The sequence below is a fragment of the Pseudomonas alloputida genome (assembly GCF_021283545.2).
In the GTDB taxonomy this organism is placed as follows: domain Bacteria; phylum Pseudomonadota; class Gammaproteobacteria; order Pseudomonadales; family Pseudomonadaceae; genus Aquipseudomonas; species Aquipseudomonas alloputida.
This window is the reverse complement of record NZ_CP128540.1, coordinates 4,036,849-4,062,763: the sequence shown is the minus strand read 5'-3', so window position 1 is coordinate 4,062,763 and position 25,915 is coordinate 4,036,849. Positions and strand designations below refer to the sequence as shown.

Sequence of the window (25,915 nt, the reverse complement as noted above, 5' to 3'; positions counted from 1 at the left end):
CCCGGATGCGTACCTGCAGGGGCTGTTCAGATCGGGTGATTACACCGGCATGCTTTGGTAAGGCAATTCATCCCCCGGGCTGCGTTCGAACTGGCGCTTGTACTCGCGGCTGAACTGCGAGGTGCTCTGATAGCCCACCCGGTGCGCAGCCTGTGCCACGCCCAGGCCTTCGCCAATCAGCATCTGCTGCGCCTTGAGTAGCCGCAAGCGCTTCAGGTACTGCATTGGCGCCATGTCGGTGCAGCGCTTGAAGTGTTCATGGAAGGTCGAAACGCTCATGTTGGCCCGCGCGGCCAGTGCCTCCACGCTCAGCGGCTCGGCGTAGTGCTCGCGCAGGTGGGCGAGGGCGGCGCCGATGCGGGCGAAGTGCCCCTGTTGCTCCACCAGTGCCCGCAACACACCGGCCTGCGGGCCGCGCAGCGCGGTATACAGCACCTCGCGTACGCGCGCCGGGCCCAGTACCTTGGCGTCAAGCGGGTCCTGCAGGCAGTGCAGCAGCCGTTCCACACTTTCGCGCATGGGTGCATCCAGTGCCGCCGAGGTCATCGATTGCGGGGTTTGCGCCTGCACTTCAGCGTCCGGTGCCAAGCCCATGCTCTGCACCAACTCGCCCAGCACGCCACGGTCGATGCCCACCGCCACGCCCAACAGCGGCGCCTCGCGGGTGGCAAAGGTTTCACACATGAACGGCACCGACAACGCCTGCACCAGGTAATGCCCTGCACCGTACTCCAGGGTACGCGGCCCCAGGCGTGCCAGCTTGCTGCCCTGGGCCACGATCATGAGGCTGGGTTCGTAAATCTGTGGGCTGCTGGCCACATAGTGGTCCCAGCTCAACACCTGCACTTGGGGCAGGAGGGTGGGCACGAAGCCCGGGCGCGTGGTGAGGCTGCGGATCAGTGAGCAGAGCGGCGCATTGGCATCGACGTGAAGGGTCAGTTGCATGGTGGACCAAGGGCAGAGAATCAGACAGCTTGATCATCGCAGATTGAGGGCATGGCGCCAGCCATGGCTTGGCATCTTCGTAGAATCAGGCATGCATGCCGGAGAATCAGTCGTGGGCGAGGCGGCGAACGACGCGCAAAATGTGTCGCCTGAATCGTTTCACTTCACTGCGAGGCCCTGCATGTATACCGCCATCGGTTATGCCGCTCAAACCCCCACCAGCCCCCTGGCCCCCATGACGTTCCAACGCCGCAGCCCGCGCCCGGATGACGTCGCCATCGACATCCTGTACTGCGGCGTGTGCCACTCCGACATCCACCAGGCGCGCAACGAATGGGGCATTGCCGTGTACCCGCTGATGCCGGGCCACGAGATCATCGGCCGGGTCACGGCGGTGGGCGACAAGGTCACCGCGCACAAGGTCGGTGACCTGGTGGGCGTCGGCTGCATGGTCGACTCGTGCCGTACCTGTGAAGCCTGCGCCAAGGACCTGGAGCAATATTGCCTCGAAGGCCCGACCATGACCTACGCCACCCCGGACCGGGTCGACGGCAGCAACACCATGGGCGGGTACTCCAGCAGCATCGTGGTCAGCGAGCACTTCGTGGTGCGCATACCGGCCGGCATGGACCTGCCCAGCGCTGCACCTATTCTGTGTGCCGGCATCACCACCTATTCGCCGCTCAAGCACCACGGCGTTGGCCCAGGCCACAAGATCGGCATCCTCGGCATGGGCGGCCTGGGCCACATGGGCATCAAACTGGCCAAGGCCCTGGGTGCGGAAGTGACCCTGTTTACGCGCTCCCAAGCCAAGGCCGAGGAAGCTCGCCGCCAGGGGGCCGACCATGTGATCGTCTCCACCGATGCCGAGCAGATGCGCGCCGCTGCCGGTCGTTTCGATTTCCTGCTCGACACCATTCCGGTGCAGCACGACCTCAACCCGTACCTGGAAACGCTGAAGTTCGACGGTGTGCACATCCTGGTCGGCCTGATCGAACCGATCGACCCGGCATTGCATGCGGCCAATCTGGTGATGAAGCGCCGGGTGCTGGCGGGGTCGTTGATCGGGGGGATTGCCGAGACTCAGGAAGTGCTGGACTTCTGCGCCGAGCACGACATCCGTTGCGATATCGAGATGCTGGATATCCGCAACATCAACCAGGCCTATGAGCGGATGATTGCCGGTGATGTGAAGTACCGGTTCGTGATCGACATGGCCACGCTACAGGGCTGATTGATCGGTTGCCTGTACGGGCCTCTTCGCGGGCAAGCCCGCTCCTACACAGGGGTGATGTAGGGCTTGCGCGCGGTGGGGCCGTACAGGCAGCAACGATGCAGCCGTTTTACCAGGCCATTGGCTTGTCCCAGCCCTTCCAGAACAACCATCGCCGCACCTCGCCGTGCGCCCCGGTACCGATCTGCCACTCGGGCCGCCCGCTATCCAGCGCAATCACCGAAATAACCCCCGCATGGCTCGCCGCCACCAGCGTTTGCCCGTCGGCGCTGATATCCATCGCACTGATGGTCGAGCCCAGGTAATGCTGCCAATGCTCCGTACCCTCTTCGCCAAACGCCCGCAGGTAGCCATAGGCATCACCCACAATGTACTCGCCATCGCGCGCTACCCCCGCATACACCCTTGCGCCATCCTGCACCAGCGGGGTACGCGGGTCCTGGCTGTAGTAATCGGTATCCAGCCCGTGCAGGTCTGCCACCCTCACGGCCAGCGTGGCACCGCTGTAGAAATGGCAGGCATTGACGATCAACTGGTCACCGGCGCGGTTGAACAAGGCAAAGTGTGGGTATTCACTGCCCGGGCCGATGTGCGCCAGCGGCTTGAGTCGTTCGTCCAGAACAAGATGTCGGCTGCCTTGCTCACCCACGACGATCAGCCGGCCATCCGCCGACACCGCACCATGCTCCATGCTCAGCCCCAGGCTGATGTCGTCCGGGTCGGTGCCCTCGGCCAGCTCTTCGAGCACGCGTGCCTGCTGTGGCAGCAGGCGAGTCGCACCTTGAGTGGCCAGTACGAAGATACCTTCGGCGCTCACCAGCAGTACTCGCTGGCCATCGGGGAAGGGGATCAGCGCGGTCGGTGTGGGCGGCAGGTCGAACGGCTCGAACGGGTAACCTGGCGGCAACCCCTCCAGCCCCGTGGGCCAGGCCAGGCGTTGCACTTGCGGGCCGCCCCAGCCATCGGTCACACGCACGCCCTCGGCATTGGCCAGGGCGAAGTAGCGCCGCGCGGGGCAGCGGCCAAAGTGTTCGATGCCGATGACCGGGGTTACCCCATGGTGGTCGATACGCACCACCTGGCCCTTGTCGTAAGGCATGCCGATGCGGGCCAGCAGGCTGCCATCTTCCAGCAGCAGGACATGGCTGATGCCTTGGCCGTGGTCTTCGAGCAACGGTATCAAGGGGTGGTGTGCGGGTGGCCAGGCCTTGCGGAATGCCTGGCGCTGCTGTTCGTCGACGCCAGGACGGTTGGCTGCCTGCAGGGCTGACAGCCAGGCGTCGAGCAGGTGTTCGGTGGCGGGTGCCTGCGGCTCTTCGAGGTTGTCCCAGCCGTGCGCACGGCCCTGCGCGACGTAGTCGTTGACGGCCTGGGCATAGGCGATGACTGCCTGCTGCCACTGCTGCTGGGGGTCTTGCTTGTCCATGAGCGGATCGGGCTCCTTGTTGCACACGCGTTTCACACAAAGCGCGCATGGTACTCCTTCTGGCTGCCCTGCGGTTGTGAGGCCCCAGCTTGGCGCGTACCATGCCGGGCATTCCTATCCATAACAAAAACGTACGTTGGCCCCCTGCAAGCGGGTGGCTGGCGTGCGACCTGTTGCCTTGTCTGCGGAGAAGCGGTTTCCACCCATGAACGGACCCATACCCACACACCTGCCGCCCACAACGGGCAGCGGCAGCTGGCTGAGCGTCATCGCCCTGGCCTTGGCGGCCTTCATTTTCAACACCACCGAGTTCGTCCCGGTGGCCCTGCTCAGTGACATTGGCCGCAGCTTCGACATGAGCACTGCCCAGGTCGGCCTGATGCTGACCATCTACGCCTGGATCGTGGCACTGGCCTCGTTGCCCATGATGTTGCTGACCCGCAACATCGAACGGCGGCGTCTGCTGCTGTTCGTGTTCCTGGTGTTCATTGTCAGCCACTTGCTGTCCTGGCTTTCGCAAAGCTTCGCCATGCTGCTGGTCAGCCGCATCGGCATTGCCCTGGCGCATGCGGTGTTCTGGTCCATCACCGCCTCGCTGGCGGTGCGTGTGGCGCCGCCGGGCCAGCAGGCCAAGGCGCTGGGCCTGCTGGCCACCGGTACTACCCTGGCCATGGTCCTGGGCATCCCGCTGGGCCGTGTGGTGGGCGAGGCACTGGGCTGGCGTATCACGTTCCTGAGCATTGCCGGGGTAGCGCTAGCCACCATGCTTTGCCTGATCAAATCGCTGCCGCTGCTGCCCAGCCAGAACTCCGGTTCGTTGCGCAGCCTGCCGGTCCTGTTCAAGCGCCCGGCACTGGTCATTACCTACTTGCTGGTGACGCTGGTCATTACCGCGCAGTTCACGGCCTACAGCTATATCGAGCCGTTCGCCCTGCACGTAGCGCAGATCGGCGGCGACCGCACCACGCTGTTGCTGCTGTTGTTCGGCGGTGCCGGGGTTTTTGGTTCATTGTTGTTCAGCCGTTACAGCGAACGCTTCCCGCATGGCTTCCTGGTAGGTTCGATCGGGGTACTCGCCGCGTGCCTGTTGCTGATGTTGCCGCTGTCGGGCAACTTCTATGTGTTTGCAGTGCTGAGCATGTTCTGGGGCGTGGCAATTCTCAGCTTCAGCCTGGCGCTGCAGTCCAAGACCCTGAAGCTGGCGTCCGACGCCACCGATGTGGCCATGGCGCTGTTCTCGGGTATCTACAACATCGGCATTGGCGGTGGTGCGCTGCTGGGCAGTATCGTCAGCAGCCAGATGGATGTGGCGGATATCGGCCTGGTGGGCGGCAGCGTGGCAGTGGTCGGGCTGGTACTGGCCGTTGCCAGTACCCGGCGCTTTCGCGAGGCGTTGACACGTTGAGCCGAGGCCGCTCAGGCCCCTTGTCGGTCAAGTAGAGGCTCAGGCCAATACTGCAGCCCATGCCGATATCAACAAAACCCCCGCCAACACTTGGTTGAACACCCGCAACCGCCCCGGTGCCTGCAGCCACCGGGCGCTCCCCACCCCCAACACCGCCCAGGCGGCCATGCTCGGCAGAGCGATCAGCAAGAACACCAGCGCCAGCTGCCACACTGGCAACGACGGCGCGGCAAATACCCCGACCACCGCCACGGCCATCAACCAGACCTTGGGGTTCACCACCTGCAACGAGGCCGCACTGAGCGCACTGAAGCCTTGTGCCGTGGCCGCATGGAGCGGGGCGGCGGCACTGCGCAGCATCTTCCACGCCAGGCTGCTCAGCCACAGCACCCCGGCCCAGCTCATCAGCTGTTGCGCCAGGGGGTAGCGCAGCAGCAGTTCGCCTAGCCCCAGCCCGACGAGCAGCACAATGGCTGCAGCCGCGCCACACGCCGCCACGATCGGCGCCAGGCTTGCGCGCAGGCCCCGGCGGGCGCCATGGGCCAGGATCAACAGGTTGGTCGGCCCCGGGCTGATGCTGGACACCAGGGCAAACAGAATGAAGGGCAACAACGACTGTGACATGGTTCAGGGCTCCGTAACATCGAAGCACCATGCTCGCTGCCCGCCGGCACTCAGTCTGGAAGGTTTGAGCAGCGCCTGCGGTAGTCGGCCGGGGTCAACTGGTAGGCGCGGCGGAACCAGCGCCCCAGGTGGCTCTGGTCGGCAAAGCCCAACGCCACGGCCACTTCGGCAGGTGTCTGGCCTTGGGCAAGCAGGCGCCGCGCGCGGGCCAGGCGCAGCTGGATCAGGTAGGCATGGGGTGCAATGCCGAACGCCGCCTTGAACGCACGCGTCAGGCGGAAGCGGTCGATGCCGCAGGCCTGGGCAAGGTCCTCCAGGCCGATGTCGCGTTCCAGGTTGGCATGCAGGAAGTCCCGGGCGCGCTGTGCGGTCAGCGGCAGGCGCGGGTCGGGGTTGATGCGGCGGCGCCAGTGCAGGTGGCGGGTCAGGCAGGCCAGCAGATCGTCCATGGCCGTTTGCCTGACGATGCGCAAGTCCTGGTCATGCACGGCCCGGAAGGCCAGGGCGGTGGCCCGCGCCAGGCGTTCGTCGTGGCACAGGGTGTCGGCAAAGCTGGGCAGGCTGTCGCCCGGCGCGTGCTCGTACAGCGCGCGCAGCTGTTGGTCGAGCCAGGCGGGCTCCAGGTACAGCGTCGAATAGGTGAAGCCTTCTTCGGTGGGCGCCAGGCCATCGTGGATGTCGCCAGGCTCAAGTAAGAATACCTGCCCCGGCGTGCTGCGATGGCGTACCCGGCGGCAGTTGAACTGCTGCACGCCCTGCTCGGTCACGCCGACCAGGAAGCTGTCGTGCCAGTGGGGGTCATAGGCATGGCCGACAAAATGCGCACGGACCGACTCGATGCCGGTGTCGGCGTCCTGTTTGAAGTCGATCCAGTTGCTCATGGACGAGTACCGTGGGGTAAATGGCTACCTTAGCGCAACGCCCCCGGCTCAGTCTGGAACGATTGTGCAGCCGTTGGTCAGGGCCCGGGCGCGCAGGGCCTCGAAGCGTTCGCGTAGCCACAGGTGCAATTGCGTCACGGCAGGCGTGAGCTGCTTGCGATGAGGGCAGACCAAGGCCAGCGGGGTAGGCTCGCCGATCAATTCGGGCAGGACGATTTCCAGTTCACCGGCCGCGATGTTGGCGCTGACATCCAGCCACGACTTGTAGACGATACCTTCCCCCTGGATGGCCAGGCGGCGGATGACGTCGGCATCGTCACTGACCAGCGGCCCACGCACCTGCACGGTGCGGTTACCCAACTGCCACTTGTCGTACACCCGGCTGTGCTGCATGTACAGCAGACAGGCATGCTGCTGCAGCGCGTCGGGGGTAAGCGGGCGGCCGTGGCGGGCCAGGTAGTCGGGCGAGGCCACCAGCACGCGGCGGTTCCATTCGGCCAGTGGCAGGGCGATGTAGTTGGCATCCTGGTTGAGGCCATAGCGGATGGCCACATCCACAGGGTCGCGGTTGAGGTCGGCCATCTGGTCGGACAGGAAGAAGCGCAGTTGCAATGCCGGGTGGTCGCGGCGGAAGGCGCTGAGCCAGGGCAGCAGCATGTTGCGGCCCATGTCGGAAGGGGCCGATACCTGCAGGGTGCCGCGCAGGCTATTGGGGTTGCCATGCAGATCTTCATGGCCCTGGCGCAGGCTTTCCAGCACATTCAGCGCGGTTGGCAGGTAGCGCTCGCCCTCGGCGGTCAGGCGCAGGCTGCGGGTGGTGCGGGCGAACAGGCGTACATCCAGGTCGCGTTCCAGGCGTTTGATTGCGGCCGCCACCTGGCCCGGCAGCAGGCCTGCTTCATGGGCGGCGGCAGTGAAGCTCCCCAGCACGCTGCTGCGGGCAAACAGTTCGAGGTCGGTGATGCGCAGCATTTTCATTCCAGGGATGAAAGTGTTGTTACATTGTGCCGCTTTTTCTTTTTTGCTGGAAAGATAAGATGCCCGGCACATCCACTGTTCACTCCGGAGTTGTCGCATGGATACCGTATCGCTGGCCAAGCGCCGTTACACCACCAAAGCTTACGATGCCTCACGCCGCATTCCCCAGGCCACTGTCGACGCCCTGCTCGAACAACTGCGCCACAGCCCGTCGTCGGTCAATTCCCAGCCCTGGCATTTCATCGTCGCCGACACGGCCGAAGGCAAGGCCCTCCTGGCCAAGAGCACTGCTGAGGGTTACGCCTACAACACGCAGAAGCTTCTCGATGCCTCGCACGTGATTGTGTTCTGCACCCGTACCGAGATGACTGAAGAACACCTGAACGCCGTGCTCGATCAAGAGGCCGCCGATGGCCGTTTTCGTGATGAGCAAGCGCGCGCCGGGCAAAACCAGAGCCGCCGTCACTACGTCAACCTGCACCGCTTCGACCAGAAGGATGTGCAGCACTGGATGGAAAAGCAGACCTACCTGGCGTTGGGTACTGCCTTGCTGGGTGCGGCGGCGCATGGGCTGGATGCCACGCCGATCGAGGGCTTCGACAGCAAGGTCCTCGATGCCGAACTGGGTTTGCGTGAGCGTGGGTTCACCAGTGTGGTGATCCTGAGCCTGGGTTACCGCAGCGAGGCGGATTTCAACGCCGGGCTGAACAAGTCGCGGTTGCCGGCATCGCAAGTGTTCACCTTCCTCTGAAGTTTTTGGGGCCGCTTTGCGGCCCTGGCAATGCTGGCGGTCAACCTGGCAAAGCCCTGGCTTCGACCGCCCGACCCGGCAAACTGGCAATGACCCGGCATATACCGCATACTTGTCGGCAAATGCCGAAAAGGAGCATGCCATGCTTGCCGAAGTGCTTCGTGACAACGGTTACCACGAGTACCGGGCGCGCCTGCAGGCGCTGCTGGACATTCCCGAGCTTGCCAGCGATTTCGAAATCCACACCCGCATCACCGATGGTTTTGCCGCCACCTGGTTGGTAAAGCTGACCGAACGCGGTGTGCTCACGCCGGTGGAGCGCGACCAGATCATCCCGCTGCGCACCCTCAAATCCCGTATCGAGCGTGACCAACCGCTGACCGTGGATGAGAGCGATCGGCTGTTCCGCTCGGCCCACATCACCGCCATGGCCGAGGCCGTGTTCGGTGAAGCGGGCAAGGCCAAACGCTGGCTTTCCAAGCCCAAGGAACGCTTCTCGGGGCTGACGCCGATGCAGATGCTCACCACCCAGCAAGGCACCACGCAGGTCGAAGAAATGCTGCTGCAGATTGCCGAGGGCTATGGCCTGTGATTTTGTGGCGAATCAGCGCCTATGCAGACTTGAGCGGTACGGGGGGCTTGCGTGTAAGTGGCCGCTGGCACCAGGCGGGTCGGCCGGTGGTGTATGCCGCCACCAGCCCTCCTGGGGCGATGCTGGAAGTGTTGGTGCACCTGGAGATCGACCCCGAGGATTTCCCTACCACCATGCGCTTGCTTCGCATCGAACTGCCCGACACGGTTTCCCAGGCGCAGTTGCCCGCTTTGCAGCCCGGCTGGTCTGCTCAGCCTGAGTTGACCCGAACGCTGGGCAATCGCTTTCTGGATGACTGTTCGGCATTGCTGCTGCCGGTGCCAAGCGCGATCATGCCCAGCACCACCAATTACCTGTTCAACCCACGGCACCCGCAGGCGCAGAGCGCGAAAATCCAGGTTGAGGATTTCACGCCGGACAGCCGCCTGTTCTAGGGCGTGGTCACCACAGTGCTGCCGATGCTGCCGCCAGCACCCGGCCAAACACGTCGAGTGCCTTGTCCACGTCCGCCTCGGTGCTGAAACGGCCGATGCTCAAACGCACACTGTTGCGAGCCTGACGCTCATCCAGCCCCAGTGCCAGCAGCACATGCGAGGCAGCGTTGCTCGCCGAGTTGCAGGCCGAGGTGGTCGACAAGGCCAGCTCGCCGGCCAGCGCCGTGCTGTTGAAGCCCTTGCTGTCGATGCACAGGTTCAAGGTATGGGGAATGCGTTGCTTGGCGCAGCCGTTCAGGGTAACGCCAGGCATGGCCAGCAGGCCTGTGCGCAGGCGTCTTGCCAGTTGCTCAAGGCGCTGGTGCTCGCTGTCGCCAGGTTGGCCGGCCAAGGCAAAGGCACTGCCCATGCCCGCTATCTGATGGGTCGCCAGGGTGCCGGAACGCAGGCCCTGCTCATGGCCGCCGCCGTGCATCTGCGCACGCATCAGCACGCGAGCGCGCGGCCCGACATACAGCGCGCCGATGCCTTTCGGCCCGTAGACCTTGTGCGCCGAAAAAGACATCAGGTCCACGGCCATCGTACGCAGGTCGATAGCCAGCTTACCCACGGCCTGCGCGGCATCCACGTGCAGCAGGGCACCGTGGGCACGCACCTGCTCGCCGATCGCGGCAAAATCGGTGACCGTGCCCAGTTCGTTGTTGACCGCCATCAGCGATACCAGGCGGGTGTCAGCGCGCAACGCTGCCTGCACACTTGCAGGCTGGATCAGGCCATCGGCATCCGCTGCCAGGCGGGTGACGGCCCAGCCCTGACGTTCCAGCTCGGCCACGGTGTCGAGCACGGCCTTGTGTTCCAGCTGGCTGGTGATCAGGTGTCCGGGCTGGCCGATGCCTTGGGCAATACCCTTGAGCGCCAGGTTGTTGGACTCGGTCGCGCCCGAGGTCCATACCAGCTGCTCGGCGTGCGCGCCGACGCACTCGGCGACTTGCTGGCGCGCCTGCTCCACGGCGTGACGTGCAGCCTGGCCGAAGGCGTGGCCGCTGGACGCCGGGTTGCCGAAGTTGGCCTGGTTACCCAGGCAGGCGAGCATGGTTTCGATAACCCGGTCGTCGACGGGGGTAGTGGCGGCGTAATCGAAGTAGAGTGGGGCGCTAGGCATTGAGGGCAGGTCCGTGTCAGTGGCCGTGAAATCGGCGATCATTGACGTAAGCGTACCTGCCAACAGCGGTATTTTTTCGTTTCCCTCAGGTCGATTCGCGATTATTTTAGAAAAAAATTCTCTATCGAAGAACTTTCATGGAATTTTCTACTTTGTCTGGTGAGGGGCTATTAATGGCACCTCACCGGCACCTTCAGGCGTGCTCCAGAGCCTTTTCTTCCTCTGCCACCACGCGCTCGCACAATTCGGTGATCTGTTCGCGCATCCAGCGGTTGGCCGGGTCCTGGTCGGTGCTTTCATGCCAGTACAGGTGCGTTTCCAGTGCAGGGACCTCCACCGGCAGCGCCTGATAACGCAGCTGATGGCGACGGGCGAAGCGCTCGGGAACCGTCATCGCCATGTCGGTCTGCTGCAACACCTGTGACGCCATCAGGTAGTGTTGCGAACGCAGGGCGACCTTGCGTTGAACACCCATCTTGCCCAGCGCCAGGTCGACGTAACCCAGGCCGTTGCGGCGGCTGGAGATATGGATGTGGGTCATGCCCAGGTAGCTGTCGAGGGTCAGCTTGCTGTCGGCCAGCGGGTGACCCTGGCGCAGGGCGCAGACATAGCGGTCCTGCATGAGTTTGATGTGGCGCACCTGCGGGTCGGTGTTCAGTGGCGCGTCGATGGCAAAGTCCAGGCGGCCGGCCGCGAGTTCCTTGGTGGTCTCGCGGCGCTTGCACAGGAAGCTTTCGATCATGACTGCCGGCGCCAGGCGGCGCAGGCGCTGGAACAGCGGCGGCAAGATGACCGCCTCGGTCAGGTCGGTCATGCTGATGCGGAAGGTCTTGTTGGCCTGCTGCGGGTTGAACGTGCGGCTTTCCTGCACCGATGTCCGCAACAGCGCCAGCGCGTTGCGCACAGGGCCGATGATGTTCTGCGCCATGGGTGTGGGCACCATGCCTTGCGCGGTACGCACGAACAGCGGGTCATTGAAGGTTTCGCGCAGGCGCGACAGGGCATTGGACACTGCCGGCTGGGTAATGCCGACGATCTGCCCGGCGCGGGTCAGGTTGGCTTCGGTGTAGATCGCATCGAACACGATGAACAGGTTGAGGTCGACCTTGCTAAGGTTCATGGGCGCCGCTCTTTGTTGGAATTATCGGTCGATCATATATCGGTTATGAATGTTTATACACGCGGAAAATAGACTAGGTGGATGGAGCAATGCTGCTCTAGGCTCTGGCCCACGTACTCCGAACTGTGAAGGTAGCCCAGATGGATTTCGCCTATTCGCCCAAGGTCCAGGCACTGCGCGAGCGTGTCACTGCGTTCATGGACGCTCATGTCTACCCCGCCGAAGCCGTGTTCGAGCGCCAGGTCGCCGAGGGTGACCGCTGGCAGCCCACTGCAATCATGGAGGAGCTTAAAGCCAAGGCCCGCGCCGAAGGGTTGTGGAACCTGTTCTTGCCCGAGTCGGAATACGGCGCTGGCCTGAGCAACCTGGAGTACGCACCGCTGGCAGAGATCATGGGCCGCTCGTTGCTCGGGCCGGAGCCGTTCAACTGCTCGGCGCCGGACACTGGCAACATGGAAGTGCTGGTGCGCTATGGCAGCGAGGCGCAGAAACGCCAGTGGCTGGAGCCACTGCTGCGCGGCGAGATCCGCTCAGCGTTTGCCATGACCGAACCGGACGTGGCCTCCTCGGACGCCACCAACATGGCTGCTACCGCCATACGGGACGGTGACCAGTGGGTGATCAACGGCCGCAAGTGGTGGACGTCCGGCGCCTGCGACCCGCGCTGCAAGGTCATGATCTTCATGGGCCTGTCTGACCCTGAAGGGCCACGCCACCAGCAGCATTCCATGGTGCTGGTGCCGACCGACACGCCGGGCGTGAAGATCGTCCGCCCGCTGCCGGTGTTCGGTTATGACGATGCGCCCCATGGTCATGCCGAAGTCCTTTTCGAGAATGTGCGGGTGCCATACGAAAATGTGATCCTTGGTGAAGGACGCGGCTTCGAAATTGCCCAGGGCCGCCTGGGCCCAGGCCGTATCCACCACTGCATGCGCTCGATCGGCATGGCCGAGCGCGCACTCGAGTTGATGTGCAAGCGTTCGGTGGAGCGTACTGCTTTTGGTCGGCCACTGGCCCGCTTGGGCGGCAACGTCGACAAGATCGCCGACTCGCGCATGGAAATCGACATGGCCCGGCTGCTGACGCTCAAAGCGGCCTACATGATGGACACCGTCGGCAACAAGGTGGCCCGTAGCGAGATCGCCCAGATCAAGGTGGTGGCGCCGAACGTGGCCTTGAACGTGATCGACCGGGCTATCCAGATACATGGTGGGGCAGGGGTAAGCGGCGATTTCCCGCTGGCCTACATGTATGCCATGCAGCGCACCCTGCGCCTGGCTGACGGGCCGGATGAAGTGCACCGGGCGGCGATTGGCAAATACGAGATTGGCAAGTATGTGCCGGTGGAGATGTTGCGTAGCGGGCGGTGAACGCGTCAGCCTGCGCCGGCCCATTCGCGATCAAACCCGCGCCTGCAGTGATTGCGCAAAATCCTGCAACTTGTAGGACGTATCTGAATTTTGGCTGAGGCCACTTGAATCTCCCTTGCTGGTGATAGGTTTCCAACCTGAATCAAGTACAGGGAGTTCATATATGCGCGTCAATCTAGAGGGGAAAGGTCAGGCGGTAGACGGCGATGTCACCACAACGGGTGCTGTCTGTATTGCGACGGGGGCCGGCTATCTAGACGAAGGCCGAATGGTGCTCCGTGAAGGCGACCACACCACCTTCAACCCCGAGCGCTTCTCCCAACCGATAATAGGAGTGCTGCCTGGTACGCTGGAGCCTGGTTTCTACGTAGTTTCACAACGCATGTCGTTTCCCCAGGTGCTGCTACAACTTGGATGATTGACTTTGACAATTGGTCCCCATTATTGCAAATAGTATTCCTGATTGCGCCTTTCATCCTGGGCCTTGCGGGGATCGCTATCAATGTGAAAATTGCTTTGTCGAGTGATTTTGATGTCGCCCTTTCAGCGATCACGAGCAACCCCTATCTTGAGCAGATGAAACCCGTATGGGGCGGACGAAACCTAAGGCATCGATGCCTACTGATGAGTACAGTAAGCGCTTTGGTCACATTCCCAAGGTTACATTTACGCCTCGGTTGGTTGAACGAAGCGGAGCTTGACAATTTCCCCCCAAAGTTGAGGCGAGATATGGGAGCAGCCCTTTGGCTGATCTTGATTGCCTCACTTTGGGGAGCGGTTGGTTACTTCATCATCAAGCAATGATTGCAACTCAGACCCGCAACTGTGGGTCATTCTTCTTTTGTCCCGTTGTTTTCTTATCGTTAGCTGCTTTTTCTATCGTCTTGTCGTCTTTATTCAACGTCTGCCCCCGCGTCTTGATCAACGAAATCACCACCCCACCCAGCAACAACCCGAATGTCACGCCCAACGACAGCAGCGCCGGCACCTTGCCCACCATGCCGTGGTAGAAAATCTTGCAGCCAATGAAGATCAACACCAGCGCCAGGGCGTACTTGAGGTAGACGAACCTGTGCATCAGCGCCGCCAGCGCGAAATACAGCGAGCGTAAGCCGAGGATGGCGAAGATGTTGGAGGTGTAGACGATGAACGGGTCCTGGGTGATGGCGAAGATCGCCGGCACGCTGTCGACGGCAAACACCAGGTCGGCCAGTTCGATCAGTACCAGTGCCAGAAACAGCGGGGTGGCATAACGCAGCGCCTTGCTGTGCCCGGCCGGGGTATGGCGTACGAAGAAGTGCGAGCCATGGATCTGGTCGGTAACCCGCATGTGCCGCCGCACGAACTTGAGGATCGGGTTGTTGGCCAGGTCTGGGCGACTGTCTTCCTTCGACAGCGCCATTTTCACCCCGGTAAACAGCAGGAAGGCACCGAAGATGTAAAGCACCCAGGCAAAGTTCTGTACCAGCGCCGCGCCCACGCCGATCATGATGGCCCGCAGGAACACCACGCCCAGGATGCCCCAGAACAGAACGCGGTGCTGGTAGCGGCGGGGGATGGCGAAGTAGCTGAAGATCATCGCCATGACGAACACGTTGTCCATGGACAGCGATTGCTCGACCAAAAAACCGGTGTAGAACTCCAGTGCCGACTGCGCGCCCAACTGGTACCAGACCCCCGCGCCGAACAGTACACCGACACTGAAATAGCCTGAATACAGCAGCAGGCTCTCGCGCATTTCAATTTCCCGGTCGTGGCGGTGCAGCACGCCCAGGTCGAGCACCAGCAAACCGATGACGATGGCCATGAACACCAGCCACAACCAGGCGCTGGTACCGAGGACAGGTGTTGTGAGGAATGATTGCAGAGCTGTCATGAGCCCCTCCTTGAATGTCGACGTTGCAAGGCAACAGTGATCCGACATGGCGGCTTGGCAGCCGTCAGAGGGGCCCGGTATCACATGGGCTTGAGCGTAGACCCGTTTGCCCGTGATACCGAATGGGGAGCTGTTACATTTCTTTGCCAGTGCAGAGTTCAGGGAAGTGTCAGATTTTTTGTGTGCGGGCCGGTAACGGCCTGCCGTCAGGCAGGCCCTGACTTTCACCAGGTCGGCCTGATGAACCGATCTCCGTACAAAATCGCGAATTGATTCATCGCACTTTTCCAATCATGCGCCGCTGAGCCCCAGTTTGCCGTGATGTTTCGCAGCCCCAGCCAGATCAGCTTGGTAGCTGCGTCATCGTTCGGGAAATGGCCTCGGGTCTTGATGATCTTGCGCAGCTGGGCATTGATACTCTCGATGGCGTTGGTGGTGTAGATCACTTTCCGGATGGCTGGTGGGAAGACAAAGAAGGGAATCACTCGATCCCAGGCGCGTCTCCAGGCCGCAACGACCGTTGGATACTGCTTGCCCCAGGGCCCGTTTTCAAACTCATCGAGTGCCTGCTCAGCCGCTTCGGCGTTGATGGCCTGGTAGATCGGCTTGAGCGCCTTGGCCAGTGCCCGCCGCTTGTCCCAGGCTGCAAAGTCCAGGCTGTTGCGGATCAGGTGCACGATGCACGTCTGCAGAGTCGTCTCTGGAAACACGGCGCTGAGAGCCTCTGGCATGCCTTTGAGGCCATCGGTCACGGCAATCAGCACATCCTCGACACCACGTGTCTTGAGATCGTTAAAGACCTTCATCCAGAACTTCGCACCCTCGGTGTTCTCGATCCAGATGCCCAAGATATCGCGCGTCCCGTCGGGTAGAACGCCCAGCGCCAAGTAAATGGCCTTGTTGCGCACCAAGCCTTCTTCGCGGATCTTCACCCGCAGTGCATCGAAGAAAATGACCGGGTACATGGGCTCTAGTGGCCGCTGCTGCCACGCGCCAATTTCTTCCATGACCTCGTCTGTCACAGAGCTGATGAAGTCGGGTGAGACCTCTGTTCCATACTGCTCGGACAGAAAGGCTCGGATCTCTCTGACCGTCATGCCACGGGCGTACATGGCGATGATCTTGTCATCGAAACCGGTGTACCGCCGCTCATGCTTGGGGATGAGAATGGGCGCAAAACTGCCGTCTCGGTCACGAGGAATTTCCAGCCGCAGCGGGCCATCGCCGGTCAAAACCGTCTTGCCACTCTTGCCGTTACGCTGGTTGGTTTCATCCTCTGGGCGCTGCGCGCCCGGCGGATAACCCAGGTGGTGGCCAAGTTCGGCGTGCAGAGCGCGTTCGATCAAGGCCTTCTTGAACGCCGCAGAGGCATCCTCGATAGCCTCTGCGGTCATCAGGCCCTCACCGAACTGCTCCAGCAGCTCTTTGGGGATTTTGGGCAGGTCACGCAAGGGTTTCTTTTTGGTTGGCATACATGCACCTCTTACTCATGTTATGCCCGAACACAAAATTTCTGACACCCTCGAGTTCAGGTCCGCAATCCTTTGCTCAGCCCGTTCCCTTCTATTAAATAACCCCAGTTATAGCCAAAACCAATCGAAAGCATGAGCTTTGCCAATGAGCCTTCAGCGGGATGATTAGTTAGGATTCTATCCATCAACTGATTCCAACCCCATGAAGGAGCGTCTCTCATGCCAATCATCAACAGCCAGGTCAAACCCTTCAACGCCACCGCCTACCACAAAGGCGAGTTCGTTCAGGTCAGCGAAGCCGATCTGAAAGGCAAGTGGTCTGTCGTGTTCTTCTACCCGGCCGACTTCACCTTCGTTTGCCCGACCGAGCTGGGTGACCTTGCTGACAACTACGCCGAGTTCCAGAAGCTGGGCGTGGAAATCTACGGTGTTTCCACTGACACCCACTTCACTCACAAAGCCTGGCACGACACTTCGGACACCATCGGCAAGATCGAATACCCGCTGATCGGTGACCCGACTCACGTCATTTCGCGCAACTTCGACGTGCTGATCGAAGAAGCCGGCCTGGCCGACCGCGGTACCTTCGTGATCAACCCGGAAGGCCAGATCAAGATTGTCGAGCTGAACGACGGTGGTGTAGGCCGTGATGCTGCTGAGCTGCTGCGTAAGGTCAAGGCTGCCCAGTACGTTGCCGCTCACCCAGGCGAAGTGTGCCCGGCCAAGTGGAAAGAAGGCGAAGCCACTCTGGCGCCGTCGCTGGACCTCGTAGGCAAGATCTAAGGTCATGCCCATAACGCGGGCGGTAAGCAGCCGCCAAAGCTGAAGTACCTACCGCCCCGTCAAACGCCCGGGCGACCTCGCCTGGGCGTTTTTGTATCCGAGTTTTGAAAAAGGAATCGCCCGTATGTTGGACGCCACGCTTAAATCGCAACTGAAAACCTACTTGGAGCGGGTCACCCAGCCGATCGAGATCGTTGCTTCCCTCGACGACGGCGCGAAGTCCCGCGAATTGCACGACCTGCTGGTAGAGATTGCCAGCCTGTCGAACCTCATTACCTTCAGCGCGGACGGTACCGATGCCCGTCGCCCTTCGTTCTCGCTGAACCGCCCGGGTGCCGATATCAGCCTGCGCTTCGCCGGCATCCCCATGGGCCACGAGTTCACATCGTTGGTGCTGGCACTGCTGCAAGTGGGTGGCCACCCGTCAAAGGCCAGTGCCGAAGTGATCGAGCAGATCCAGGCCCTGGAAGGTGAATTCAACTTCGAAACCTACTTCTCGCTGTCGTGCCAGAACTGCCCGGACGTCGTCCAGGCACTGAACCTGATGGCGGTACTCAACCCCAACGTGCGCCATGTTGCCATCGACGGTGCGCTGTTCCAGGACGAAGTGGAATCGCGCAAGATCATGGCGGTACCGAGTATCTACCTCAACGGTGAGGTGTTTGGTCAGGGCCGTATGGGCCTGGAAGAAATCCTTGGCAAGATCGACACCAACGCTGGCGCCCGCCAGGCCGAGAAGATCAACGCCAAGGAAGCCTTTGACGTGCTGGTCGTCGGCGGTGGCCCCGCTGGCGCCGCTGCTGCCATCTACGCTGCCCGCAAGGGCATCCGCACCGGTGTTGCCGCCGAGCGCTTCGGCGGCCAGGTGCTGGACACTCTGGCCATCGAGAACTTCATCTCGGTGCAGGAAACCGAAGGGCCGAAGCTGGCCACGGCGCTGGAAGAGCACGTTAAACAGTACGACGTCGACATCATGAACCTGCAGCGCGGTGAAGCGCTGATTCCTGCTGCCGAGGGTGGTCTGCACGAAGTGCGCCTCGCGGGGGGCGCTTCGCTGAAGGCCAAGACCGTGATCCTGGCCACCGGCGCCCGCTGGCGCGAAATGAACGTGCCGGGTGAGCAGGAGTACCGCGGCCGCGGCGTGGCCTACTGCCCGCACTGTGACGGCCCGCTGTTCAAGGGCAAACGTGTGGCAGTGATTGGCGGCGGCAACTCGGGTGTGGAAGCGGCCATCGACCTGGCTGGTATCGTCGCCCAGGTGACGCTGATCGAGTTCGACAGCCAGTTGCGTGCCGATGCGGTGTTGCAACGCAAGCTGCGCAGCCTGCCGAACGTCAACGTGATCACCAGCGCGCTGACCACCGAGGTGCTGGGCAATGGCGAGAAGGTGACAGGCCTGCGCTACAAGGACCGCTCCACGGATGAACAGCACGAAGTGGCACTGGAAGGCATCTTCGTGCAGATTGGCCTGCTGCCCAACACTGACTGGCTGAAGGGCACCGTCGAGTTGTCGCCGCGTGGCGAAATCATTGTCGACGCCAAGGGCCAGACCAGCATCCCAGGTGTGTTTGCTGCAGGTGACGTGACTACCGTGCCGTACAAGCAGATCGTCATTGCGGTGGGTGAGGGGGCCAAGGCATCGCTGGCGGCCTTTGACCACCTGATTCGGACTTCGGCACCGGCGTAAGCCTGTACCGGCCCTTTCGCGGCTAAAGCCGCCCTCACAGGACTGCGCAGTTGTTGAAACTGTGAAGATCCCCGTAGGAGCGGGTTCACCCGCGAAGAGGCCGGTGCAAGCAAAGCAGCACCTGAAGGTGTCTATGCTTACTGCAGACCCCTCAGGAATCACACCCATGACCCTGATCAGCCGCGAACCCTGGTGGCTAGTCCCCCCAAAGCCCGGGCAGCAAGAGCAGGACCTGCACTGGGGCTACCTGGAAATCTACGCCGACGGTCGCGCGGTGTTCGTCGACCAGCGCCCTACTGACCGGGAGCTGGCCGAGCGCAAGAGCTGCCGCAATTTCCCCGACCCCGAGCCGTGACGGCTCAGCCTTCCAGCTCAGCCAGGCGCGCTTCCAGCGCCGCAATGCGGGCTTCGAGGGCTTCGATGCGGTCTTCTGACACACTGCCGCCACTGGTGCGCGCGCCGCCTTCCTGCTGCCGTGCAGCGAGAATCGCCTCGATTTCCGCCGGGTCGCCCAAGGCATGGGTGTAGCGGTCTTCACGCTGGCCGGCCTGGCGTGGCAGGTGCAAGGCCAGGTCCCGCGAGATCAGGCGCTCCAGCTGATGCTGGATCTGCTCGGTGTCGTCAAAGTCGTGCAGGCGGTTGCTACGAGTCAGCAGTTCGTTGAGGGTTTGCGGGCCCCGCAGGAACATCAGGCCCATCAGCACCAACTGCGCTGGCACCAGCTCCAGTGCCTTGTCTACCCGATGTTCCCAGCGGTCGGCACGGCTGCCCATCTGCAGGCGGGTCATGCCCTGACCTTCGAGGGCGCGCAAGGCCTGGCCGACCTGGCCTTGGGTGAGGTTCATCACCGGCTCGCGGCTGGTCTTCTGGTTGCAGGCCAGGACCAGGGCATTGAGGGTCAGCGGGTAGCTTTCCGGGCTGGTGGCCTGCTTTTCGATCAGCGAGCCGAGAACGCGGATCTCGATGCTGTTGAAGCGGCCTTCACCCGCGGTTTCGTGTTCTGACATGGCCCTGTCTCGTGGCTGGGGAAAGGCCACTAGGGTAGGTAATGCCATCGCGTAAGGCAATTGGGGCCGCAAAGCGGCCCCGGCCCTCTTAGCCGTGGCGCTGCTCTTGAGCCTGACATGCCGCGGCAGTGAACAGCACATCGGTCGAAGAATTCAGCGCCGTTTCGGCCGAGTCCTGCAACACGCCGATGATGAAGCCCACCGCAACCACCTGCATGGCAATTTCGCTTGGGATGCCAAACAGGCTGCACGCCAGCGGAATCAGCAGCAGCGAACCCCCGGCCACGCCCGAGGCGCCGCAGGCGCACACTGCCGCTACCACGCTGAGCAGCACGGCAGTCGGCAGGTCCACCTGGATACCCAGGGTATGCACTGCGGCCAGGGTCAGCACGGTAATGGTGATCGCCGCACCGGCCATGTTGATGGTCGCGCCCAGCGGGATCGACACCGAGTAGGTGTCTTCATGCAGGCCAAGGCGTTCCGACAACGCCAGGTTCACCGGGATGTTGGCGGCCGAGCTGCGGGTGAAGAATGCGGTAATGCCGCTTTCACGCAGGCACAGCAGCGTCAGCGGGTAGGGGTTGCGGCGGATCTTCCAGAACACGATCAGCGGGTTCATCACCAGCGCCACGAACAGCATGCAGCCGATCAGTACCGCCAGCAGGTGCAGGTAGCCGAGCAGCGCGTCCAGGCCCGACTGGGCCAGGGTGGAACTGACCAGGCCAAAGATGCCCAGCGGGGCGAAGCGGATGACCACGCGTACGATCAGGGTTACACCATTGGACAGGTCTTCGACCACGGTACGGGTCGTTTCGCCGGCGTGGCGCAGGGCCACGCCCAAGCCGATGGCCCATGTCAGCACGCCGATGAAGTTGGCGTTGAGCAGGGCATTGACCGGGTTGTCTACCGCGTTCAGCAACAGGTTCTGCAGCACTTCGGCGATGCCGCCTGGCGCGCTCAGCGTGGCCTCGCTGGTGCTTAGCGCCAGGTGCGACGGAAACAGCATGCTGGCAAACACGGCCACCACTGCTGCGGCAAAGGTGCCCAGCAGGTACAGCCAGAGGATCGGGCGAATGTGGGTTTCCTGGCCGTGACGATGGTTGGCGACCGAAGCCATGACCAGGATGAACACCAGCACGGGCGCAACCGCCTTCAGGGCACTGACGAATACCTTGCCAAGAAAGGCCAGGTCGCGGGCGATGGCAGGTGCAAGCAGGGCTAGGGCGATGCCGGCGAGCAGGCCGATGACGATCTGGGTCACTAGGCTGGTGCGGTTGAGGATGCGGAGGAAAGGGGTCATGTGCAGCGGTATCTCGGAATCTGGAAAGGGCGGACTTTACCATAGAGCACCTATAGCGCATGTCGGGCCGTGTTCTTTGTCAATCAGGCTTTTACGGCTACCAGTGAAACAACTCCCGCCGCGCCCCCTCGGTAATCGCCACGATCCCTGGGTGCTTGACCTTGCGCTCCACCGAAATGGCATAGAACGATTCGTGCACGGCCTCGGTCTGCCCGATCAGTTGCACGCCATACTGACGGCACACCTCCTCGGCGATTACGCTGGGCGCTACGAAAATGCCGCTGCCCGACTGTCCGAACGCTTGCATCAAGGCACTGTCATCGAACTCCCCCACGATCCGTGGCTGCACCTGCTGCTCGCCCAGCCACCGCAGCAGGCGGCTGCGTACCACGGTCTCCTGGCCGGGAACCAGCAGCGGAGCATCCTGCAGGCAAGCTGGAAAAGGACCTTCAAGCCGTTGTGCCAGCGCCGGGGTGGCGAAGAAGCTCAGCCCGCACTCGCCCAGCTTTTGGCTGTAGCACTTGATGTCCAGGTGGTTAGGCATGGGGCTGTCGGATATCACCAGGTCCAGGCGCTGGATAGCCAGGTCTGCCAGTAACCGCTCAAGTTTGTCCTCGCGGCAGTTGATGCGCAGCACCTCCTCCAGGTCCATGGTCGGTGCCAGCAGGCGGTAGACAATGGATTTGGGCACCACGTCAGCCACCCCCACACGGAACAGGATCTGCTCTTGAGGGCCGGCACGCAGCATGGCTTCAAGCTCGCTGCCGATCTGAAACATCTGCTCTGCATACACCAGGGCCTGACGGCCGGTTTCTGTCAGTTCCAGCTGCCGGCCAGCGCGCTGGAACAGTTCCAGGCCGTAGGTTTGCTCGAACAGGGTGATCTGCCCGCTGATGGTTTGCGGTGTGAGGTTCAGCTGTTGGCTGGCGCGGGTGATGCTGCCCGTCTTGGCCACGGCCCAGAAGTAATGCAACTGGCGATAGTTAAGCACCGTCGGTCGTTCCGATTCGTAAAAACCGAAGTATATGCCATGAAAATACGAATTTTCCTGAACTATTGCCGTCTTTAGAATGCACGGCTATCAGGCGCCATGCGCCGCCGGGTTATTTCAAGCGAGGACACCATGCTGCAACTCAAATCCATAGGCACCCCGTTGGTGCTGGCTTTGGCCCTGTTCACCCTGGCAGGCTGCGACCAGGCCGAGAAATCCGCGCAGCAGATGCTCGATCAGGCCGCGCAGTCGGCCAAGCAAGCCATCGACGACACCAACAAGGCTGCCCAGCAGGCGCTGAGCGAAGCCATCGGCAGCGAAGGGCAGAAGCCCAAGGATGCCGAGAAGAAAGAAGAAATCCAGGAAATCTGACCCCAACCGCTGCTGCAGGATTTGAACAATGGAATATTTGCTGGAACTCGCCGCTAGCCCTACCGCCTGGGTTGCCCTGGCTACGCTGGTGGCCATGGAAGTTGTACTGGGCATCGACAACCTGATCTTCATCTCGATCCTGACCAACAAATTGCCGGTGGAGTACCGCTCCAAGGCGCGGCGTATCGGTATCAGCATGGCCTTGGTCATGCGACTGGCCTTGCTCAGCACCGTGGCCTGGATCGTCCAGTTGACCGACCCGGTGTTCGAAGTGTTCGGCAACGCCTTCTCGTGGAAGGATGTGATCCTGATTGCCGGTGGTCTGTTCCTGCTGTGGAAGGCGACCAAGGAAATTCACGAAAACGTCGACCCGCATGGCGCCAAGGAGGAAGCCAAGGTCTCCTCCACGGTTACCCTGGGCTTTGCTGCGGCGATTTTCCAGATCCTGCTGCTGGACATCGTCTTCTCGGTCGACAGCATCATTACCGCCGTGGGCATGACCGAGCACCTGCCGATCATGATTATCGCTGTTATCACGGCTGTGATCGTGATGATGGTGGCTGCCGACCCGCTGGCCAACTTCATCAACGACAACCCGACCGTGGTCATGCTGGCGCTGGGCTTCCTCATCATGATCGGCATGACGCTGATCGCCGAAGGCTTTGGCGCCCATGTACCCAAGGGCTATGTGTATGCGGCCATGGCGTTCTCGACGGCTATCGAGGTCCTCAACATCCTGGCCCGTCGAGCGCGTTTGAAGCGTGAGGCGGCTGAAGGTTGATGTAAAAAGGGGCGCCTCGCGCCCCTCTTGCGGACAAGCCCGCTGCACAGGTATTCGCGTGGCACTGGCAACGCGAATACCTGTGCAGCGGGCTTGTCAGTCAGTGGGCTTCGGGAAATCCTGAGGTTAGCTCACCCCGGCATGCCGCCGGGGCCGTCTTACTGGCTGTGGCTTGGCGGGTGCCTGCGGTGGCAGGTGGTGTGCATGACGCCGCACGATACGCAGTACACCCCACAGCATGGCGGCTGCGACGCTCAGCCACATGCCTACCAGCATGAGAATTGCCATGGTCAGGCTCATCTGTGCCTCCATCTTTGCGGCAAGCGCTTGATTGGGCCGCGTTTACCTTCCAGACACTGCTTTAGTCTAGCCCTTCGTCTGTGACGTTCCATCGAACAATGGTCTATCTCTAGGGCCGATTCGCTCCAAGGCGCTGTCGGACTATACCCGCGCCGCTGTCGGACCTATGATCGGTGGCCAGAGCCGGGCGCTGCCTGCCTGGCGTTGGAACAAGCGAGTGTCCATGGAGCAACATTCCTTCAAGGCTGCCCCCCGGCGGCTACTGGCTGCCTGCCTGCTGGCTGCCACCCTGGCCGGCTGCGCCGGCGCACCGCCCGGCAACCTCAAGGGCCTGCCGCAGCGAGTCGAGATCAGCAGCGTGCCGTTCTACCGTGGCAACGCCAACCACAGCGGGGCCATGGCGCTGGCGGCAGTGCTGTCGCAGCAGGGGGCGCCTATTACGCCGGGCTTGCTGGATAAGCCGCTCAACCTGCCTCAGGGCGCTGAAACGCTGGATACCGCTATTCCCCGTGTGGCGCGGGACTACGGTAGGGTGGTGTACCCGCTGGACAAGCAACTGGACGCGCTGCTGACCCAGGTGGCAGCGGGCAACCCGGTGCTGCTGCGTTACGAGGACGGTTCGGCCTGGTGGAGCGAGCCGCGCTATGCGGTGTTGATGGGCTATGACCGTTACAAGCAGCGGGTGCTGCTGCGCTCGGGCATGCACCGGCGGCAGGTGATGGCATTCGATGAATTTGCATCGGCATGGGAGAAGCAGGGGAGTTGGGCGGTGCTGGTGCAGCCACCGCGGCAACTGCCGGCCCAGGTTGATCGCCAGCGGTGGTTGCATGCTGCGGATGAATTGGCCAAGGCCGGGCAAGAGATTGCGGCGAAGCAGGCGGTCAATAGCCTGAACGAATAGCGTTGCCTGTGCCGGCTTCTTCGCCGGCAAGCCCGCGCCCACAGGATTTGTGCTTATTGCACAGTCCGTGTGGGCGCAGGTTTGCCGGCGAAGAGGCCAGGCCTGCCTGAATCAGAAGCCCAGGCGATCGCGCAGGCTGTAGTACCAGGCACCGATGGCGCTGAAGGGTACGCGCAGCATCTGGCCACCCGGGAACGGGTAGTGCGGCAGGCCGGCAAAGGCGTCGAAACGCTCTGCCTGGCCGCGCAGGGCCTCGGCCAGCACCTTGCCCGCCAGGTGGGTATAGGTCACGCCGTGGCCCGAGCAACCCTGCGAGTAGTAGATGTTGTCGCCAATCCGGCCAACCTGTGGCAGGCGCGACAAGGTCAGCAGGAAGTTACCGGTCCAGGCGTAGTCGATCTTCACGTTCTTCAGCTGCGGGAAGGCCTTGAGCATTTTCGGGCGGATGATCGCCTCGATGTTGGCCGGGTCACGCGCGCCGTACACCACGCCGCCACCGAAAATCAGGCGCTTGTCGCTGGTCAGGCGGTAGTAGTCGAGCAGGTAGTTGCAGTCCTCGACGCAGTAGTCCTGCGGCAGCAGGGTGCGTGCCAGTTCTTCGCCCAGTGGCTCGGTGGTGATCACCTGCGTGCCGCATGGCATGGACTTGGCGGCCAGCTCGGGTACCAGGTTGCCCAGGTAGGCGTTGCCGGCAACGATGATGAACTTGGCGCGGACCTTGCCCTGCGGGGTATGCACGACCGGGTTGGCACCGCGTTCGATGCGCACGGCCGGGGTTTGCTCATAGATGATGCCACCCAGCGACTCGACCGCGGCAGCTTCACCCAGGGCCAGGTTCAGCGGGTGGATGTGGCCGCCGCTCATGTCGAGCATGCCGCCGATGTAGCTGTCGCAGGCAACCACTTCGCGGATGCGCTTCTGGTCCATCAGCTCCAGCTGATTATGGCCAAAGCGTTCCCACAGGCGCTTTTGCGATTCCAGATGGCCCATCTGCTTGCTGGTAAGGGCAGCGAATACGCCACCATCTTTCAGGTCGCACTGAATGTTGTACTTGGCCACGCGTTCACGAATGATGCGCCCGCCCTCGAAGGCCATGTGGCCCAGCAGTTGTGCCTGCTTGGGGCCGACGGTGCGTTCGATGACATCAATGTCGCGGCTGTAGCTGTTGACGATCTGGCCGCCGTTGCGGCCCGATGCGCCGAAGCCGACCTTGGCCGCTTCGACGATGCTCACCTTGAAGCCGTTCTCCAGAAGGAACAGGGCGCTGGACAGGCCGGTGTAGCCGGCACCGATGATGCACACATCGGTTTCCACCTCACCCTGCAGCGCCGGACGTGGCGGCACCGGGTTGGCCGAGGCGGCGTAGTAGGACTGGGGGTAGGGGGTGTTAGCCATGCTGCAGGAACCTCGTGTTTTATATTTTTAACGAATGTACCGATGCTATCAATAATAATAAACACCCGCTAGTCGTCTGGTGAAAATCCTTTACGGGGCCCCCCTCAGTCAGCCTCTCTATAAAGAGT

General features: G+C 62.2%; 27 protein-coding genes and 1 pseudogene. 14 read left to right on the top strand and 14 right to left on the bottom strand.

The genetic code is table 11. The features are described 5' to 3' along the window. Nucleotides 1-39 precede the first annotated feature (39 nt). Complete coding sequence (locus LU682_RS18855) at nt 40-945, bottom strand: AraC family transcriptional regulator (RefSeq protein ID WP_232856994.1); 906 nt, start codon at nt 943-945, stop codon at nt 40-42. Nucleotides 946-1,126: 181 nt separating this feature from the next. Between LU682_RS18855 and calA the strand changes: the two genes are divergently transcribed. Beyond that, entirely contained in the window at nt 1,127-2,179 is a 1,053-nt protein-coding gene (gene calA, locus LU682_RS18850) for a vanillin reductase (RefSeq protein ID WP_010953379.1), read from the top strand. A 109-nt stretch (nt 2,180-2,288) separates the two neighbouring features. On the opposite strand, the gene LU682_RS18845 is transcribed toward calA, so the two are convergent. Further along, nucleotides 2,289-3,605, bottom strand: coding sequence for a WD40 repeat domain-containing protein (locus LU682_RS18845; RefSeq protein ID WP_049587616.1), 1,317 nt, complete (start codon nt 3,603-3,605; stop codon nt 2,289-2,291). A gap of 205 nt (nt 3,606-3,810) precedes the next feature. Between LU682_RS18845 and LU682_RS18840 the strand changes: the two genes are divergently transcribed. Beyond that, nucleotides 3,811-5,010 carry a sugar transporter gene (locus LU682_RS18840; protein WP_049587621.1) on the top strand — a complete coding sequence of 400 codons (1,200 nt, stop codon included), beginning with the start codon at nt 3,811-3,813 and terminating at the stop codon, nt 5,008-5,010. A 39-nt stretch (nt 5,011-5,049) separates the two neighbouring features. Here LU682_RS18840 and LU682_RS18835 read toward each other — a convergent pair whose 3' ends face one another. From LU682_RS18835 to LU682_RS18825, 3 genes are read right to left on the bottom strand one after another with little or no spacing between them, the layout of a single operon-like run. Next, the gene (locus LU682_RS18835) at nt 5,050-5,634 is read right to left on the bottom strand and encodes a LysE family translocator (RefSeq protein WP_010953382.1); all 585 of its coding nucleotides are present in this window, start codon (nt 5,632-5,634) and stop codon (nt 5,050-5,052) included. A gap of 50 nt (nt 5,635-5,684) precedes the next feature. Continuing rightward, nucleotides 5,685-6,515 (bottom strand): AraC family transcriptional regulator, encoded by an 831-nt coding sequence (locus LU682_RS18830; protein WP_003250518.1) that lies wholly within the window; start codon nt 6,513-6,515, stop codon nt 5,685-5,687. A 48-nt stretch (nt 6,516-6,563) separates the two neighbouring features. Beyond that, a complete protein-coding gene (locus LU682_RS18825) occupies nt 6,564-7,487 on the bottom strand; it encodes a LysR family transcriptional regulator (protein ID WP_010953383.1) in 924 nt (307 codons plus the stop codon). A gap of 103 nt (nt 7,488-7,590) precedes the next feature. Between LU682_RS18825 and nfsB the strand changes: the two genes are divergently transcribed. The 3 genes from nfsB to LU682_RS18810 all read left to right on the top strand — a co-directional run bounded on the left by nfsB (nt 7,591) and on the right by LU682_RS18810 (nt 9,270). Beyond that, entirely contained in the window at nt 7,591-8,244 is a 654-nt protein-coding gene (gene nfsB, locus LU682_RS18820) for an oxygen-insensitive NAD(P)H nitroreductase (RefSeq protein ID WP_010953384.1), read from the top strand. Nucleotides 8,245-8,386: 142 nt separating this feature from the next. Beyond that, nucleotides 8,387-8,836 (top strand): Xre family toxin-antitoxin system antitoxin, encoded by a 450-nt coding sequence (locus LU682_RS18815; protein ID WP_003250525.1) that lies wholly within the window; start codon nt 8,387-8,389, stop codon nt 8,834-8,836. Beyond that, nucleotides 8,833-9,270, top strand: coding sequence for an RES family NAD+ phosphorylase (locus LU682_RS18810; protein WP_003250527.1), 438 nt, complete (start codon nt 8,833-8,835; stop codon nt 9,268-9,270). The genes LU682_RS18815 and LU682_RS18810 overlap by 4 nt, the downstream gene beginning before the upstream one ends. 7 nt (nt 9,271-9,277) lie before the next feature. Here LU682_RS18810 and LU682_RS18805 read toward each other — a convergent pair whose 3' ends face one another. Further along, on the bottom strand, nt 9,278-10,432 hold the full coding sequence (locus tag LU682_RS18805; protein ID WP_049587669.1) for a cysteine desulfurase family protein: 1,155 nt from the start codon (nt 10,430-10,432) through the stop codon (nt 9,278-9,280). A gap of 193 nt (nt 10,433-10,625) precedes the next feature. Continuing rightward, nucleotides 10,626-11,552, bottom strand: a complete 927-nt coding sequence (locus LU682_RS18800) for a LysR family transcriptional regulator (protein ID WP_010953387.1) — start codon at nt 11,550-11,552, stop codon at nt 10,626-10,628. A 140-nt stretch (nt 11,553-11,692) separates the two neighbouring features. Between LU682_RS18800 and LU682_RS18795 the strand changes: the two genes are divergently transcribed. The 3 genes and pseudogenes from LU682_RS18795 (at nt 11,693) to LU682_RS18785 (ending at nt 13,726) form a co-directional block, all read left to right on the top strand. Next, entirely contained in the window at nt 11,693-12,922 is a 1,230-nt protein-coding gene (locus tag LU682_RS18795; protein ID WP_049587623.1) for an acyl-CoA dehydrogenase, read from the top strand. Between the two features lie 163 nt (nt 12,923-13,085). Then, nucleotides 13,086-13,334: pseudogene (locus LU682_RS18790) on the top strand (PAAR domain-containing protein); the annotation flags it as partial. 2 nt (nt 13,335-13,336) lie between these two features. Continuing rightward, a complete protein-coding gene (locus tag LU682_RS18785) occupies nt 13,337-13,726 on the top strand; it encodes a hypothetical protein (protein ID WP_049587628.1) in 390 nt (129 codons plus the stop codon). Between the two features lie 7 nt (nt 13,727-13,733). On the opposite strand, the gene LU682_RS18780 is transcribed toward LU682_RS18785, so the two are convergent. Both LU682_RS18780 and LU682_RS18775 read right to left on the bottom strand, forming a co-directional pair. After that, a complete protein-coding gene (locus tag LU682_RS18780; protein WP_010953389.1) occupies nt 13,734-14,798 on the bottom strand; it encodes a TerC family protein in 1,065 nt (354 codons plus the stop codon). Nucleotides 14,799-15,022: 224 nt separating this feature from the next. Then, on the bottom strand, nt 15,023-16,270 hold the full coding sequence (locus LU682_RS18775; RefSeq protein ID WP_060489951.1) for an IS256 family transposase: 1,248 nt from the start codon (nt 16,268-16,270) through the stop codon (nt 15,023-15,025). Between the two features lie 219 nt (nt 16,271-16,489). On the opposite strand from LU682_RS18775, the gene ahpC reads away from it, so the two are divergent. The 3 genes from ahpC (at nt 16,490) to LU682_RS18760 (ending at nt 19,095) form a co-directional block, all read left to right on the top strand. Beyond that, a complete protein-coding gene (gene ahpC / locus LU682_RS18770; RefSeq protein ID WP_003250537.1) occupies nt 16,490-17,053 on the top strand; it encodes an alkyl hydroperoxide reductase subunit C in 564 nt (187 codons plus the stop codon). 124 nt (nt 17,054-17,177) lie between these two features. Continuing rightward, entirely contained in the window at nt 17,178-18,740 is a 1,563-nt protein-coding gene (ahpF, locus tag LU682_RS18765; RefSeq protein ID WP_010953390.1) for an alkyl hydroperoxide reductase subunit F, read from the top strand. Nucleotides 18,741-18,906: 166 nt separating this feature from the next. Beyond that, entirely contained in the window at nt 18,907-19,095 is a 189-nt protein-coding gene (locus LU682_RS18760; protein WP_003250541.1) for a hypothetical protein, read from the top strand. A 4-nt stretch (nt 19,096-19,099) separates the two neighbouring features. Here LU682_RS18760 and LU682_RS18755 read toward each other — a convergent pair whose 3' ends face one another. From LU682_RS18755 to nhaR, 3 genes are all read right to left on the bottom strand, one after another. Beyond that, nucleotides 19,100-19,747 carry a YceH family protein gene (locus tag LU682_RS18755; protein WP_010953392.1) on the bottom strand — a complete coding sequence of 216 codons (648 nt, stop codon included), beginning with the start codon at nt 19,745-19,747 and terminating at the stop codon, nt 19,100-19,102. Between the two features lie 88 nt (nt 19,748-19,835). Further along, entirely contained in the window at nt 19,836-21,047 is a 1,212-nt protein-coding gene (gene sstT / locus LU682_RS18750; RefSeq protein ID WP_010953393.1) for a serine/threonine transporter SstT, read from the bottom strand. Between the two features lie 97 nt (nt 21,048-21,144). Continuing rightward, nucleotides 21,145-22,038, bottom strand: a complete 894-nt coding sequence (gene nhaR, locus LU682_RS18745; RefSeq protein WP_003250547.1) for a transcriptional activator NhaR — start codon at nt 22,036-22,038, stop codon at nt 21,145-21,147. 132 nt (nt 22,039-22,170) lie between these two features. On the opposite strand from nhaR, the gene LU682_RS18740 reads away from it, so the two are divergent. Both LU682_RS18740 and LU682_RS18735 read left to right on the top strand, forming a co-directional pair. Further along, nucleotides 22,171-22,410: a hypothetical protein gene (locus LU682_RS18740; protein ID WP_049587630.1), complete on the top strand. Its 240-nt coding sequence runs from the start codon at nt 22,171-22,173 to the stop codon at nt 22,408-22,410. Nucleotides 22,411-22,438: 28 nt separating this feature from the next. Continuing rightward, entirely contained in the window at nt 22,439-23,191 is a 753-nt protein-coding gene (locus LU682_RS18735; protein ID WP_003250551.1) for a TerC family protein, read from the top strand. Nucleotides 23,192-23,317: 126 nt separating this feature from the next. Here LU682_RS18735 and LU682_RS18730 read toward each other — a convergent pair whose 3' ends face one another. Then, nucleotides 23,318-23,491, bottom strand: coding sequence for a hypothetical protein (locus tag LU682_RS18730; protein WP_003250553.1), 174 nt, complete (start codon nt 23,489-23,491; stop codon nt 23,318-23,320). Between the two features lie 166 nt (nt 23,492-23,657). Here LU682_RS18730 and LU682_RS18725 point away from each other — a divergent pair, with 166 nt between their 5' ends. Further along, the gene (locus LU682_RS18725) at nt 23,658-24,392 is read left to right on the top strand and encodes a peptidase C39 family protein (RefSeq protein WP_010953395.1); all 735 of its coding nucleotides are present in this window, start codon (nt 23,658-23,660) and stop codon (nt 24,390-24,392) included. Between the two features lie 111 nt (nt 24,393-24,503). On the opposite strand, the gene LU682_RS18720 is transcribed toward LU682_RS18725, so the two are convergent. Further along, the gene (locus LU682_RS18720; RefSeq protein ID WP_003250557.1) at nt 24,504-25,787 is read right to left on the bottom strand and encodes an NAD(P)/FAD-dependent oxidoreductase; all 1,284 of its coding nucleotides are present in this window, start codon (nt 25,785-25,787) and stop codon (nt 24,504-24,506) included. Between the last annotated feature and the right edge of the window lie 128 nt (nt 25,788-25,915).